The organism is Micromonospora inyonensis (assembly GCF_900091415.1).
In the GTDB taxonomy this organism is placed as follows: domain Bacteria; phylum Actinomycetota; class Actinomycetes; order Mycobacteriales; family Micromonosporaceae; genus Micromonospora; species Micromonospora inyonensis.
Genome location: NZ_FMHU01000002.1, coordinates 2,572,758 through 2,587,597 on the forward strand (window position 1 = coordinate 2,572,758; position 14,840 = coordinate 2,587,597).

The following is a 14,840-nucleotide window of genomic DNA, read 5'->3' on the forward strand; positions in this document are numbered from 1 at the left end:
TGGTGTGGTGCCGGTCGAAATTTCTGGAACGACATCCGTCAGACCGCATAGCCCGAGCGCGACAACGCCTGGAGGAACCGCTGGGTCCGAACGTGTCGTGGGCGTTCGAAGACGTCGTCCGGGGTGCCGGTCTCGACGATCTGTCCGTGGTCCATGACCACCACCCGGGTTGCCACCTCGCGGGCGAAGCGCATCTCGTGCGTGACGACCAGCATGGTCGCCCCGGACAGCGCCAACTCGCGCATGATCTCCAGCACCTCGCCCACCATCTCTGGATCCAACGCCGAGGTGGGTTCGTCGAAGAGCAGCACCTCCGGTTCCATGGCCAGCGCACGGGCGATCGAGACCCGCTGCGCCTGACCACCAGAGAGCGTCGAGGGCCGGGCCGAGGTGAAGTCGCGCAGGCCGACCCGTTCGAGCAGCGACCGGGCGGTCTCGTTGGCCGTCGCCCGGCTCATCCCCCGGACCTGGATCGGGGCCAGCGCGACATTGTCGATGGCGGACAGATGCGGGAACAGCTCGAAGCTCTGGAACACCATCGCCGTACGGGTGCGCAGCCTGCGGAGCGACTCGGAGCGGGCCTTTGCCCTCGGCGCCAGTGGGAAGTACCCCGTCCCGCCGACGTCGAGTGTCCCGGCGTCGGGCAGTTCGAGCAGGTTGCAGCAGCGCAGCAGCGTGGACTTGCCGGATCCGCTGGGGCCGATGATGCACACGGTCTCGCCCGCGTCGACCGACAGGGATACGTTCTTCAGGGCGACGAACGACCCGTACGACTTGCGGATCCCCTTGAGGGTGACGACCGCCTGCCTCTGCTCCATACGCTCCCGCCTCATCGCTTGCCCGGCGTGCCGCCCGGCGTGTCGCCCGGCGTGTCGCGGCTGTTGATAGGGGGCGAGTTTAGGTGAGGGAGAGGGGCCTACACCCCGCTGTAAGACAGGACACATCAAGCCCACATTCCTAGCATCCGCAGGAACTCAGGGACCGATGTGCATCTCTGTCCGGAATCGCCTACAGGGTCCCTGACCTGCCCTCTATAAGAGCGGATGGAGTGGGGCGGGATCCGTACGGTTCCTATGAAGCCTCGACCTTCTTTACCTCCTAACGTGGGTGCTCGCCCGCTGACGGCGGCGACAGGCAGGGGAGGCTGGGGATGGTGGGATCGACGGTCGACGACGTGGGCCGGGATCTGGCGGTCTTCCGCCGCGTCACCGCGGATCTGCGTCCGAGCGGCAACGAGATCTTCGAAGGTGGCCGGGTCGTCTCCTGCGACGTCGGCCAGATCGCCGCATCCGTCACGGCGATGCAGACGACGCCGGTCCGATCGGCCCTCGTACGTTTCGATCCCGGTGCCCGGACCCGGCTGCACACCCATGCCGGCGACCAGATCCTGATCGTCACCGAGGGACAGGGGCACGTCGGCCGGCCGGGCCGGAACCTCCGGGTGGAGGTCGGCGACGTCGTTGTCGTACCTGCCGGCCTCCTGCACTACCACGGCGCCGGCCGGGACATGCCCATGGCGCACCTGACGGTGCTCTTCGGAGTGGGCACCGAGCTGGCCGACGGACACCCGCACTGGCCACCGGCCGAAGGAGAAGACTCGTGAACGACCCCCTACTCTTCCGGCGCACCATGGGCCGCTTCCCCACCGGCGTCACGGTCGTCACCACCCGCGACGCCGACGGGCGGCCGTGGGGCATGACCGCGAACTCGTTCACGTCGGTTTCGCTGACCCCGCCGCTAATCTCACTCTGCATCGACCGGAGGGCCGGCAGTTTCTCCGCTTTCTCGGGCTGCCGGACGTTCGGCGTCAGCATCCTCGGCGAGCACCAACGGGATCTCGCGGTCCGGTTCGCCACGCCGCTCGACGACAAGTTCACCGGGCTCGCCACCCTGGAGGAGCACCCCGGCGCGATCCTGATGTCCGGATCGGCCGCCACCCTCGTCTGTTCCGTGCACACCCGGGTCGACATCGGCGACCATGTCATGCTCGTCGGCGCGGTGCAGGAGTGCACACTCGGACCGAGCGGGCCGCTCGGCTACTGCGACGGCTCCTTCTTCACCACCAACGGCGGCACCGCCCCCGACGGCGTCGACACACCACTGGGCGCGACGCGGCCGGGCCGGCAGATCCTCGTCGGTTGGCTCGTCGAGTACGAGTCCCGGATCCTGCTGTCCCGGGACAGGGCCACCAGCACGTGGCGCCTGCCGGTGGGGCCGCTGCAGGCCGGTCCGACCATGTCCGAGGCCCTGATCGGTACGTCCCGCGCCCTGATGGGTCAGGTCATCGAGCCGGAGTTCCTCTACTCGGCGATCGACCTCAGCAAGTCGGAGACCTGCCACGTCTACCGGGCCCGGCCGAGCGTCCTGCCCCGGCAGACGCCGGACCTGCGCCTGTTCGCCGAGGGCGACATCCCGTGGGCCGACCTGTCCCACTCGTCGATGGAGGTGATCCTCCGCCGGTACTTCGACGAACGGGTCAGCGACCGCTTCGGCATCTTCCTGAACCTGGGCGCCGGCCGCATCGCCAAGATCGAGCACGAATCCCCGTGGACCGACGACCACGCCGGGGAGTACGAGCGCTCCGCATCGTAGAGAGCGCATGAGCAGATGGCTTCATCTTCCGAAGTTTGGCCCGAAGAGAAGCCCTCCTGACGCTTCTAGGCTCACAGGAAAGCTACTAGAGATCGGACCAGCATGGACCTCGGACTCTTCCTTTCGTACCAGGCAAACAACGACGAGCAGTATTCGGGAATCTACGACCGGATGCTGGCGTACGCCGTCGCGGCGGACCGTGCCGGCTTCTCCCGCATCTGGGTCCCGGAGCACCATCTGGTCCAGTTCATGCCGGCCCCCTCGGCGCTGATCCAGGCCGCCGCCATCGCCCAGCACGTCAAGTGCCGGGTGGGCACGGCGGTGGTGGTGCTGCCGTACCACGCGCCGATCCAGCTCGCCGCCGAGGTCGCGGCAACCGACCACCTCGTCGACGGGCGGCTGGACTTCGGGGTGGCGCGTGGTGCGTACAAGTACGAGTTCGACGTCTTCGGCATCGACTTCGCCAGCAGCCTGCCCCGCTTCATCGAGGTGCTGGACTCGGTGCGCGCGCTCTGGCTCAACGACGAGACCGGCACCACGTTCAAGGGCGAGTACGTCGACTTCGAGGACGCGTACGTCTGGCCGCGCCCCCGCCAGCTCCCCCACCCGCCGATCTGGCTCGGCGCCCAGGCCCCCGCAGCCGTCGAGGACGCCGCCGCTCGGGGCTACCACGTTCTCAACTCACTGTTCATCTGGGACGACGCCCACGCGTCGAAGGTCGTCGAGGCCTTCAAGCGCGGGCAGGCGAAGGCGGGCCTGACCGGCCAGACCCAGCTCGGCCTGACCCGGTACGCCTTCGTCGTCGACGACGAGGCCGAGGTCGAGCACCGGCTCCGGGAGATCCTCGAGGGCTGGCGCATCCACCGGCAGCTGCACGACTTCACCCAGAACGCCGACCCGCGCGGGGTGGTCCGGCCGGTGACCGGCCCGGACGAACCGAGCCTGGACGACCTGCGCCGGGTCCTGCTGGTGGGCACCCCTGACCAGGTACGGGAGAAGCTGCGGTTCTACCGCGACGCCGGGGTCGACATCCTCAACCTGAACCTGACCTTCGGTGCCCCGCAGGACCTGACCCTGCGGTCGATCGAGCTGTTCGGGGAGATCGCCGCATCGCTGGCCGAGGCCGGGGCGGCGGTCTGATGCGGCTCCATTCGCACCTGCCCGAGCACCTGCTCAGCCGGCTGATCCTCGGCTCCGAGCTGGTCGACGTCGACCGGGACGACCTCGCCGAGATCACCGGCCCGGCGGGGGCGGCCACCTGGCCGGTCGCGGTCGCCTCCCCGGAGCACGCCCTGCGCGCCCTGGACGCGGCAGCCGCCGCGCAGCCCGACTGGGCGCGGACCGCCCTGGCCGACCGGGCGAGTGTGGTGCGCGGCTACCGGGCCTTCCTCGACGCCGAGGCCGAGGCGCTGGCCCGGCTGATCGTGCTGGAGAGCGGCAAGACCATCACCGACGCCCGGCTCGAGGTGGCGGTCGCCGGTGCCGTGGTGGACGAGCTGCTGGCCTGCGCCCCGACGGCCGTCGGGGCACGCGAGGACGGCGACCGGACCGTACGGGTCACCACCCTTCGGGCACCGGTCGGGCCGGCGCTGCTCATCACGCCGTGGAACTTCCCGCTCAGCATGGCCAGCCGCAAGGTGGTGTCCGCGCTGCTGGCCGGCTGCACCTTCGTCCTCAAGCCGTCCGAGCGCACCCCGCTGACCGCGATGTACCTGGTGGACGCGCTGTGCCGGGCGGGTCTGCCCACGGGGGTCGGTTCGGTCGTACCGTCGCACCGGTCCGCCGAGATCCTGGCCGGGCTGACCGGCGACCCACGGCTACGCAAGATCTCGTTCACCGGGTCGACCGCAGTGGGCCGCAAGGTCCTGCGGGCCAGCACCACGCACTTCCAGCGGGTGGGCCTGGAACTGGGCGGCAACGCGCCGGCGGTCATCTGCCCGGGCGCCGACCTCGAGGCGGCCGTCACCACCATCTGGCAGGCCAAGCTCTACAACAACGGGCAGGCCTGCACCGCACCCAACCGGGTGCTGGTGCCCGAGTCCGCCGCGGCCGACGCCTTCGAACTCTTCCGCGCCGCCGCCACCGGCACCGCCGTCGCCGACCCGTGGACGGAGTCGGCCCGACTCGGTCCGGTGATCAGCGAGGCAGCCGCCGACCGGCTGCGGCGGCTGGTCGAGGCGCCGCACGGCGGCACCGTGGTCACCGGCGGCGTCGAGCCCGGCACGCCCGGCGCCAGCGTCCCCGCGACCGTCGTGTTGGCGCCCGACCCCGGCGCGGGGGTCTGCGTCGAGGAGCTCTTCGGCCCGGTGCTGCCGGTGGTCAGCTATCCGGACGACGATCTCGGCGCGGCCCTGGCCCTGGCGAACTCCACCGAGTACGGGCTCGCGTCCTACGTCTTCGGCGACGCCGCCCAGACCGAGCTGGTCGCGGCCGGCCTCGACGTCGGCATGGTGGCGGTCAACCGGGGCAGCGTCTCACACCCCAAGGCCGCCTTCGGCGGCGTGAAGCACTCCGGCTTCGGCCGGGAGAACGGCGTCGAGGGGATCGATGAGTTCCTCGAAACCAGGACGGTCCTGCGTCCCCTACCCGCACAGGAGTCCGCACGGTGAGCATCGCACCCGGCAGCATGATCATCTCGTCCCGGCGGATCCTGACCATGGACGCCACGTCCCGCGTCGCGGCCGGGTCCGTCGTCGTCCGCGACGGCCGGATCAGCCAGGTCCTGCCGGCCGGCGCCCCGCTGCCGGCCGACCTGGCCGTGACCGACGTCGGCGACCGGCCGGTCCTGCCCGGCTTCGTCGACCCGCACGTGCACGTCGAGATGGCGGCGACCGCGATGTGGGGCGCGGTGGACTGCCACACCCCACCCTGCGGAAGCATCGAGGAGTTGGTCGAAAAGCTCCGCACCCACGCCCACCTGCGTGAGCAGCGGGGTGGGTGGCTGGTCGGCCAGGGCGGCCTGTTCGCCGGCCGGCGCTTCGCCGAGCAGCGCCTGCCCACCCGCGAGGACCTCGACCGGGTCAGCACCGCCTTCCCGGTGGCGGTGCGCTTCGGCGCGCACGTGACCGTGGTCAACACGTACGCGCTGTCGCTGGTCGACGTGGACAGCCTGCCGGAGACCGGTGACGCGTACATCGGCCGGGACGCCGCCGGACGACCCACCGGCGAGCTGCACGAACTGTTCTACGCCCTGCCGATCCCGGCGATGACCGACGCCGAGCTGTCCGAGGCCGTCGAGGAGACCGCCGAGCAGCACCTGACCCGGTACGGGGTGACCACGGCCGGCGAGATCACCAACAGCATGACCGGCGTACGGCGACTGTCGGAGCTGGCGGGCACCGACCGCCTGCCGGCATCGGTGGACGCCTTCGTGTGGGCACCCGGCACGCTCTCCCTGGACGAACTGTTCGCTAAGCGTCGCGCCGGCCGACTCGACGACCCGGCCAACCCGGCCTTCCGGTACCGGGGCATCAAGATCTTCGTCGACGGCGGGTTCTCCGCCGCCGGAGCCGCCGTCCTGCGGCCGTACGCGCAGCTACGGGACGGGGTGCCCCAGTCCGGCCGGATCGCGTACACGGTCGAGGACCTCGCCGACCTGGTCCGGACCACCGACGACCTCGGCCTGCAGCTGACCGCGCACGTCAACGGCGAACGCGCCCAGCGTGAACTGTGCCAGGCGGCGATCCAGGCGCGCGGCGGCGCCGGGAACGGGCAGCTGCCGGTCCGCCTGGAACACGCCGGGAACGTCCTCACCGACGACGCGACCCTGGACCACTGGCACCGCGCCGGTGCCATACCCGTCCCGCAGGCCGGGTTCATCTACACGATGGGCAGCTTCATCCCCGAGTCGATGGGCGGCTACGCCCGGCCGGCCATGTTCCGCTTCCGTGACCTGATCGACCGGGGCTGGCGGATCTGTTCGAGCTCGGACGGCGCCGGCTCCGAGCTGCTCCAGTTCAACCCGCTGTTCGGCGTGCAGTGCGCGGTCACCCGCCGATCCTGCGTGGGGCAGGAGGTCAACCCCGACCAGCGGATCACGGTGCTGGAGGCGCTGGCGATGCACACCTCCTCCGCCGCCGCCGCGATGGGTCTGGCCGACCGGGGCTCGATCGAGCCGGGCAAGCGGGCCGACCTGGTGGTGCTCGCCTCGGATCCGCGGGACACCGCGCCGGAGGCGATCTCCACGATCGGGGTGGACACCGTCATGGTGAACGGCACGGTGGTCCGGAGCTACCGGTGATCGCGGAGTTCCGCACCTACCGGTGCGCGGCAGCCGACCTCGACCGGCTGGTGGCACGGCTGCGCGCCGCCGCCGTACCGGTGTTGACGGATCTCGGCGCGGAGGTGATCGGGCCGTGGACCCGGATCCGACCCGAGGGCGGCGAGCTGCGCTACGTGGTGCACTGGCGCGACGCGGCACACCAGGAACAGAGTTGGCTAGAGTTCGCCAGGGACAGCCGGTGGATCGAGGCCAGACGCAGTCCGATTGCCATCACGATCGACCGGGATGTCTGGTCTGTGTGACTCAGGAGGATGCGGTGGCTTCGAGGAGCGCGGATGGCGGCACCGACACGGTGGAGCTGTTGCAGAGCCTGCGCCGGATGACGGTCAGCGTCAACTCCGACCTCAAGCTGGACAGCGTGCTGCAGACCGTGGTCGACGCCGTCTGCGACCTGACGCTGTGGCAGATCTGCTGGATCGACGTGGTGGACGTCGCCGCCAACCAGGCCGAGGTGGTCGCGCGGCGGGACAAGCTGGAGTACAGCGCCGCCGGCCGGCAGACCCGCTGGACCCTGGACGGCATTCCCGCGTTGGACGCGGTCACCAGCGGTGAGCCGGTCGTCATCGCCGACGCCCAGCAGCAGCAGCGGTACGCGGCGTACGCGGCTGACGCCCGGCACCGGGGCTACGTGTGCGGCGTGGTGCTGCCGCTGGCCGCGCAGGACGTCGACGGACGGCCGATGGTGCTGTGCGTCCAGAGCGACCACCACCTGACCGGGGACCCGCACCAGCTGCCGTTCCTGCGGACGGTGGCCGAGCTGGCGTCCCTGGCCGTGCGCAACGCGCGCCAGGCCGCCGCCGCCCAGGCCGCGGTGAACACCATGGCCCGCGGCCAGGCCATGCAGGCGTCGGTGCTGGAGGCCCTGATCCGGGGCGAGAGCTCCGCCGCGGTGTACGACCTCGTCCAGTCCATGACCAGCGAATCCATGACCATCCTCGACGGCGACGCGCGGGTGGTCTACAGCGGCACCAGCCCGGCCCCCGAGCGGTACGACGCCGACACCTGGGCCGGCGTGGCCGGTGACGTCGCCCGGGCCGCCCTCGGGGCCATCGCCCTGGACGAGCACGAGCAGGCGGTGCCGCAGAGCCCGGTCCGGATCGACGCCCTCGGCGAACGGGACGTGTGGCTGCGCGTCACGCAGGTCGTCAGCGGGGCGAACGTGCTCGGCATGGCGGTGTTCCTGCGTACCTCGGCCGCGACGTACGAGCCGACCCACCCGCCGCTGTCCCAGCTCCGCTCGGCCGTCACGGCGGTGCTCATGCGGGACCTGGTCCGGCATCAGACCGAGCAGGACCTGGGGATCGGCATCATCGATCCGCTGCTGTCCGGCGAGTGGACCCGCCGGGAGGACCTGCTGGTACGCGCCTCGTCGCTGGGTCTGCCGCTGGAGCGTCCCATGCACCTGATCGCCGTACGGGCGCAGCCGGTGCCGACCGTCTCCGAGTGGGAGTCGCTCATCCGGTCACTCCGACCGGTGACCGGCCAGTGGCGTGGGTCGCTGACGGTACGCGCCGGCGCCGGGCTGGCCGTACTGGTACCAGCCGACTGCGTACCGGAGGGGCAGCGGCTCACCAACGGCCTGCACGCCCTGCGGGCACGGGCGGAGCAGGTGCTCGGCAAGGAGGTGACGGTCGGCCGGGCGGGCCCGTGCGTCGAGCTGGAGCAGTATCCCCGCGCGTGGCGGGAGTGCGAGCTGGCGGTCGAGCTGGCCGAGCGGCTCCAGCAGCACGGGGTGGTCCACCTGGACGACTTCGGCGCGTACCGCTTCCTGCTCGCCGCCTCGGCCGCCGAGGACGTCAACGACTTCATCGACAAGATCATTGGCCGGCTGCTGGCGTACGACCGCGAGCACCGGACCCAACTCCTGGACACCGCCGAGCGGTTCGTGGGCTGCGGCGGCAAGTACCAGGAAACCTCGGTCAGGCTGCACGTCCACGTCAGCACCCTGCGCTACCGACTGGAACGGATCACCGAACTGATCGGGCGCGACCTGAACGACGAGGAGGCACGGTTCGAGATCATCCTCGCGACGCGTCTGTACCGGTTGCGGTCGGCCGCGCTGCGGGCCCGCGCCACCGACCAACCGAACCGCACCGCTGACCGCCGCCGGTGAATTTCCAGCCCAAGCCGGGTCTGACATGACTCTACGATGCGGGCGGGACTCACGTTGCTCGAGTCCGGAGGCTGTACCTGCTGCTTGTCGCCGCAGGCGTCCTGTCGGCGCTCGGCACGGCTGCGGCTTGGGGCGTCGGCGACATGCTACGCCTGGCGTGCCCGGGTGGAGACCGCTACCGCCGTGCGACGTCGGGGCCTGGCTGGGCACGTACGGCGGGTCTTCGACGCATCGCGTGCGGCGTCGGTCTGGTCGCTGACCTGATGCGCGAGCTCGGGTTACGGGCCTGCCAGCCGAGGGCTTACGAACGGACCACGGTGCCCGGCCAGGAGCCGGTCGTCGCCGCCGATCTCATCGGTCGGGACTTCACCGCGCAGGTGCCCGGCACTCGCCTCGTCGGTGACATCACCTTGTACGGTGCCAATACCTGTCGCACCTGCTGTGAGCTAGGGCTTCGTAAGTTCGGTGCACCTTCGTGACCGTGGTGTTTCGATTGATCTATCTGGTCACGATCCGCGTGCTCGACGCCCTGCTGCGCGCGGCCCGAAGTGACAACGTCGTGCTCGCGGAACTGCTGGCCCTTCGCCATGAGGTCGCGGTGCTGCGCCGCCAGGTCCACGGCCGACCACGCCTGTCCTGGCCAGACCGGCGATCCTGTCCGCGCTGGCCCGGCGGCTGCCCCGTGCGGTCCGCGCACACCGGATCGTGGCCCCGGCGACCCTGCTGGCCTGGCACCGCCGGCTGGTCCAACGTCGCTGGACCTACCCCCACCGCGGCGGCCGACCGCCCGTCAGCGACGAGACCCGCCAGCTCATCCGCCGAATGGCCCGGGACAACCCCCGCTGGGGCCACAAGAGAATCCAGGGCGAACTGCTCGGACTGGGCCACCGCGTCGGTCTCGGCACCATCCGCCGAGTCCTGGCCCGTGGCCGCCTCGGCCCCGCACCTCGCGACACCGACACCACCTGGCGGACATTCCTGCGTACCCAGGCCACCGGCCTGCTGGCCGCCGACTTCTTCCACGTCGATACCGTATGGCTGCGCCGCCTGTACGTGCTGGTCGTCATGGAGATCGCCACCCGCCGGGTCCACCTGCTCGGCGTGACCGAGCACCCGACCCAGGCGTGGGTGACCCAGCAGGCCCGCAACCTGCTCATGGACCTCGGAGAACGCACCAGCGACTTCCGGTTCATGATCCGCGATCGCGACACCAAATACGCCGCATCGTTCGACGCCGCACTCGCCGATGAGGGCGTACAGGTGGTGAAGACACCGCCGCGCACACCGAAGGCGAACTGTTTCGTCGAACGATGGGGCCGCAGCATGCGCGAGGAGTGCACCGACCACGTCCTGATCTACGGCCAGCGGCATGTCAGGGTGGTACTGACCGAGTACGTCCGACACTTCAACCACCATCGGCCGCACCAGGGGCGCGGGCAGATACCACCCAACCGTGAGCCGGGCATCGTGATGCCGATCGACGGCGTTGTCCGACGCCGACGACGACTGGGCGGGGTCATCAACGAGTACCACCGGGCCGCTTAACCGGATCTTTGAATTCGCAGGTCAGCAACTGGAACCGAGTTTTGGCACCCTACAGGCTCGTCGATGACCTCGAAACCCGTCGCCGAGCTCCTCGCCGACCTCGACGTCACCCGCTCCTACTCCCGCCCCCGCGTGTCCAACGACAGCCCGTACTCCGAAGCGCAGTTCAAGACCTTGAAGTACTGCCCCGCGTTCCCCGACCGGTTCGACTCCCTGCACCACGCCCGCGAGTTCGCCGCCGAGTTCTTCACCTACTACAACCACGAACACGTGCGCCACGAGGCGCCATATGACCGTACGGAGGTGAAAGACCACCGTCGCCGTCGGGGTCTGTCAAGTTAACGGCTGATCTTGGTTTGTTGAGGTGGTCAGTCGTTGGCCGGGGTGAGCCGACCCTCGAAGGCGATCTGGAAGGCGTTCAGCGGCGCCTTCCAGCGCATGGTCCACCGCCGGCGTCCGGTGCCGGTCGGGTCGAGGCTCATCAACGCCATGTAGACGCACTTGAGCGCGGCTTGCTCGTTGGGGAAGTGTCCTCGGGCGCGGACGGCCTTGCGGATGCGGGCGTTCACGCTCTCGATCGCGTTCGTGGAGCAGATGACCTTGCGGATCTCCACGTCGAAGGCGAGGAACGGCACGAACTCGGCCCAGGCGTTCTCCCACAGCTTCACGATCGCCGGATACTTGCGGCCCCAGGTCTCGGCGAACTCGAGGAACCTTTCGGTCGCAGCGTCCTCGGTCGCCGCGGTGTAGACCGGCTTGAGCGCTTTCGCGATCTTGTCCCAGTCCTGGCGAGCCGCGTACCGGAACGAGTTGCGCAGCAGATGCACCACGCAGGTCTGCACGATCGTGCGCGGCCACACCGTCGCGACCGCGTCCGGCAGGCCCTTGAGCCCGTCACAGACGAGCATCAACACGTCCTGGACACCGCGGTTCTTCAGCTCGGTGAGCACATGCAACCAGTGCTTCGCGCCCTCACCGCCGTCACCGGCCCAGATCCCGAGGATGTCGCGGTGCCCGTCGACGGTGACCGCCATGACGACGTAGATCGGCCGGTTCGCGACCTGACCATCGCGGATCTTCACGTTGATGGCGTCGATAAACACGACTGGATACACCCTGTCGAGGGGCCGGTTCTGCCACTCGGCCATCCCGTCCATGACCTTGTCGGTGATCGTGGAGATGGTCTGCTTCGACACCTCCGCGCCGTACACCTCGGCCAGGTGCGCGGCGATCTCCCCGTGGGTGAGACCTTTGGCCGACAACGACAGCACCATGTCGTCGACGCCGGACAGACGCCGCTGGCGTTTGCGCACGATCTGCGGCTCGAACGTCCCGGCGGCGTCGCGTGGCACCCGGACCTCGACCGGGCCGATGTCGGTCAGCACCGTCTTGGTCCGGCTGCCGTTACGGGTGTTCCCGCTGCCCCGACCCGCCGGGTCGTGCTTGTCGTAGCCGACGTGGTCGGTGATCTCACCATCCAGGGCCGACTCCAGGACCCGCTTCGTGAGCTGCTGCAGCAGCCCACCCTCACCGGTCAGCTTCAACCCGTCACCACGAGCCCGATCGACCAGCATCGCGATCAGCTGCTCATCCGTGACCGCACCCACCGGCCCGGCGGCCGGCTGTCCCACAGTGGTCTCGGTCGTCATCTGGCGTCTCTCCCTTGATCGGTCGATCAGCCGTTATTTGTACAGTCCCCCGAGGGCGGTGCCGGGGTTGCTCCCGGCCCGTTTCCCCGGACCTCTCGCCGAACCCGCCGTGCGCCTCTCAACGCAACGGGCTCTCCACGGTTTCTGCCGTCAGGCTGGCTGCAAGGGCCAGGGGCTGGGGATCGCGGTGCTGCGGTAGCGATACCGGGTTACCGGGATAGCGCTGATCTTCCGCAGCTCGGCCTCGCCCGCCGTGATCGGTAGCCACTGCCCGGAGGCGGTGACGAATCGACGGCGGACGTCCGACCACGTCCAGTGATGCCGTTCGCGCAGCATGCGGATCAGCCTCCACCAGGTGAAGTTGTCCACGGTGCCGAAGGTGTTCTTCGCGACGGCGTGTCGGAAGTAGTTGGCCCAGCCATGCATGACCATGTTCAAGCTGGTCAGCACGTACTCCAGGTCCTGCTGCGACGTCTTGTGGGTCAGGGCACGGATCTTCGCCTTCACCGACCGCAAGGGTCGCTGGGCGACGAAGGTGTAGACGTACCACTTACTCGTTCCTCGCTTGCGGCGCCACTGGATGTGAAACCCCAGGAAGTCGAACCCTTCACTCATGTGCACGACCCTAGTTTTGGCTGGAGACAGCCGCAGACCGACGGGTCGTAGGACTTGACTGATCTCCTCGCGCAACACTTCGGCGTCTGGCTCGGTCCCGTGGACCAAGACCACGAAATCGTCCGCGTAGCGGACAATCCGCCAGTTCGGCAATCCCTTGAGGCGTCGTCGCCTCCGGCGATCCTGAGTCGACATCATCCCGCCCGGCTCCCAGGTCGCATGCATGTGCTCGTCGAGCACCGACAGCGCGATGTTGGCCAGCAGAGGCGAGATGATGCCGCCCTGCGGAGTCCCGGTGTGTGTGTCCTGATGTCCACCGAGTTCTGTGAGGACCCCGGCCTTCAGGAACGCTTTCACCAGGGACAGGATCCGCTTGTCCTTGATCCGCTTTCGGACACGGTCCATCACCGCGACGTGCTCGATCTCGTCGAAGCACGCGTGGATGTCCGCGTCCAGCACCCAGCGGTAACCCCGGGTCCCGAAGAAGTGGATCTCAGCGACGGCGTCCTGAGCCCGCCGGTTGGGCCGGAACCCGTAAGAGACCGGCTTGAAGTCGGCCTCGAAGATCGGTTCCAGCACCAGCTTCAACGCGGCCTGAACAACCCGGTCGGCGATCGTGGGAATCCCCAGCCGCCGTACCTTCCCCGACCCACCCGGCTTGGGAATCTTTCTCTCCCGCACCGGAAGCGGCCGGAACGTGCCCACCTTCAGCTGGGCCCGCAGATCGTCCAGGAACCCCGGAACACCGATCCGCTCTTCGACGTCGGCGACCGTGAGGCCGTCCACGCCGGCGGTTCGTGCTCCTTGATTGCCGGCGACCCGGTCAAATGCCATGATCAGCGTCGCCGGATCGTGCACGAGGTTGAACAAGTCGTCGAACCGGCGGCCACAGTCGGCCACCGCCCAACGGTGAAGTTTGGCCTGCATCTCCGATACCCGCCGGGACGGCCCTGACGAGCCCTGTTCCTGCGCGGCCCCGGTGTTCACCGAGGCATCTTTCGGCATTACAGCCTCCTCCCTTCGCAAATCCGCTGCCGCCCTTCCCCATGCACCGGGCTCTCCCCGGCTCGGAGTACTACGGCGGCTCCGCCCCGCTCGCCCCGTTCGGCAGTCGGTGTGCCTATCCCGGACAGTGAGCTGGCCGCCCACTCGTCCAGGAGCCGCAGACGGCGGTTCCCGTGTTCACTGTGATTCGCTCGGCGAAGTAGGAGCCCGGCTGTGTCCCAGCGGCATCGCCACGAGTACGCCGCAGACCTTCCCCGTGGCCTCCCGGGCAACCGCAATAAGAAACCCAAGGAGTTCCGGCCACCACACGGGCAGCCGTGCGCACCGCACCCGACCCATATCCACCAGGTTGGAGTCGGTGACCGAGTTAGGACGTAACAACGCCGGTTCCTCTCGTACTCCTCTCCACCACGCTTACCGAACCCGCACCATCTGGCAGTACTGGCACGTCCCGGCGTTGTCAGGGCTGCTCCCACCCTCCCCGGCACCACCCGGATCAGGCTGCCCTCAGCTCCACCGCCCTGCTGCGACAGGGACAGCGATGAAGGACTTCCACCTCCACTCGAATCAACAGCGCCTCACGGCGCAAACTGCTCATCGGTCAAGTCACTCGAATACGCCGCACGCTCACCCATGATCAGCCCAACACCGCGATGGCCTCGCCGGTTACGACCACGGCTCACATTCACATGCCGACCCAAACCCACAATGGACGAAAGCTACCGAACCACCCTCTCACTCGTCGCGGGCAAACATCCGTTGGGACCAGGCGGTCGCACCGCGGGTTCGGTAGTGGGCAATACCGGCGAGAGCGATGAGCGCGGATGCCGTGATCCAATGCGTGTTGTAGCTGGGCAGTCTGGTGATAGGCACGAAGCTCAGGTCAAGCCAGACATTGTTGACGAGTCCGTGTGCGAAGTAGAGCACGATGGCTGCGGCGCCTGTGACCGCGCCGCCGAAATATGGCGAACACACGAAGATGGTCGCACACATGACCACGGCGTTGCAGATGCGCCATGCAACCGGAGAGCCTGCTGGC

General features: G+C 69.0%; 12 protein-coding genes and 1 pseudogene. 9 read left to right on the forward strand and 4 right to left on the reverse strand.

The window, feature by feature from the left end; all coding sequences use genetic code 11:
- Window positions 1-38: 38 nt before the first annotated feature.
- Window positions 39-818 carry an amino acid ABC transporter ATP-binding protein gene (locus GA0074694_RS25810; RefSeq protein WP_091462612.1) on the reverse strand — a complete coding sequence of 260 codons (780 nt, stop codon included), beginning with the start codon at window positions 816-818 and terminating at the stop codon, window positions 39-41.
- A 332-nt stretch (window positions 819-1,150) separates the two neighbouring features.
- Between GA0074694_RS25810 and GA0074694_RS25815 the strand changes: the two genes are divergently transcribed.
- From GA0074694_RS25815 to GA0074694_RS25860, 9 genes and pseudogenes are all read left to right on the forward strand, one after another.
- Window positions 1,151-1,603: a cupin domain-containing protein gene (locus tag GA0074694_RS25815; RefSeq protein WP_091462613.1), complete on the forward strand. Its 453-nt coding sequence runs from the start codon at window positions 1,151-1,153 to the stop codon at window positions 1,601-1,603.
- Window positions 1,600-2,592 carry a flavin reductase gene (locus GA0074694_RS25820; RefSeq protein WP_091462614.1) on the forward strand — a complete coding sequence of 331 codons (993 nt, stop codon included), beginning with the start codon at window positions 1,600-1,602 and terminating at the stop codon, window positions 2,590-2,592. The genes GA0074694_RS25815 and GA0074694_RS25820 overlap by 4 nt, the downstream gene beginning before the upstream one ends.
- A 102-nt stretch (window positions 2,593-2,694) precedes the next feature.
- On the forward strand, window positions 2,695-3,732 hold the full coding sequence (locus GA0074694_RS25825; protein WP_091462615.1) for an LLM class flavin-dependent oxidoreductase: 1,038 nt from the start codon (window positions 2,695-2,697) through the stop codon (window positions 3,730-3,732).
- A complete protein-coding gene (locus GA0074694_RS25830; protein ID WP_091462616.1) occupies window positions 3,732-5,201 on the forward strand; it encodes an aldehyde dehydrogenase family protein in 1,470 nt (489 codons plus the stop codon). Before GA0074694_RS25825 ends, GA0074694_RS25830 begins: the two co-directional genes overlap by 1 nt.
- Window positions 5,198-6,832 carry an amidohydrolase gene (locus GA0074694_RS25835; RefSeq protein ID WP_091462617.1) on the forward strand — a complete coding sequence of 545 codons (1,635 nt, stop codon included), beginning with the start codon at window positions 5,198-5,200 and terminating at the stop codon, window positions 6,830-6,832. Before GA0074694_RS25830 ends, GA0074694_RS25835 begins: the two co-directional genes overlap by 4 nt.
- Entirely contained in the window at window positions 6,829-7,116 is a 288-nt protein-coding gene (locus GA0074694_RS25840) for an NIPSNAP family protein (RefSeq protein WP_091462618.1), read from the forward strand. Before GA0074694_RS25835 ends, GA0074694_RS25840 begins: the two co-directional genes overlap by 4 nt.
- A gap of 14 nt (window positions 7,117-7,130) precedes the next feature.
- Window positions 7,131-8,987 carry a helix-turn-helix domain-containing protein gene (locus GA0074694_RS25845; RefSeq protein ID WP_141714278.1) on the forward strand — a complete coding sequence of 619 codons (1,857 nt, stop codon included), beginning with the start codon at window positions 7,131-7,133 and terminating at the stop codon, window positions 8,985-8,987.
- A gap of 705 nt (window positions 8,988-9,692) precedes the next feature.
- Window positions 9,693-10,532, forward strand: a complete 840-nt coding sequence (locus GA0074694_RS25855; protein ID WP_245714909.1) for an integrase core domain-containing protein — start codon at window positions 9,693-9,695, stop codon at window positions 10,530-10,532.
- A 54-nt stretch (window positions 10,533-10,586) separates the two neighbouring features.
- Window positions 10,587-10,802: pseudogene (locus tag GA0074694_RS25860) on the forward strand (integrase core domain-containing protein); the annotation flags it as partial.
- A gap of 98 nt (window positions 10,803-10,900) precedes the next feature.
- Here GA0074694_RS25860 and GA0074694_RS25865 read toward each other — a convergent pair.
- From GA0074694_RS25865 to GA0074694_RS25875, 3 genes are all read right to left on the reverse strand, one after another.
- Entirely contained in the window at window positions 10,901-12,181 is a 1,281-nt protein-coding gene (locus GA0074694_RS25865) for an IS256 family transposase (RefSeq protein ID WP_091455728.1), read from the reverse strand.
- A 150-nt stretch (window positions 12,182-12,331) separates the two neighbouring features.
- Window positions 12,332-13,801, reverse strand: a complete 1,470-nt coding sequence (gene ltrA, locus GA0074694_RS25870) for a group II intron reverse transcriptase/maturase (protein WP_091462621.1) — start codon at window positions 13,799-13,801, stop codon at window positions 12,332-12,334.
- A gap of 735 nt (window positions 13,802-14,536) precedes the next feature.
- On the reverse strand, window positions 14,537-14,794 hold the full coding sequence (locus tag GA0074694_RS25875; protein ID WP_141714279.1) for a hypothetical protein: 258 nt from the start codon (window positions 14,792-14,794) through the stop codon (window positions 14,537-14,539).
- Between the last annotated feature and the right edge of the window lie 46 nt (window positions 14,795-14,840).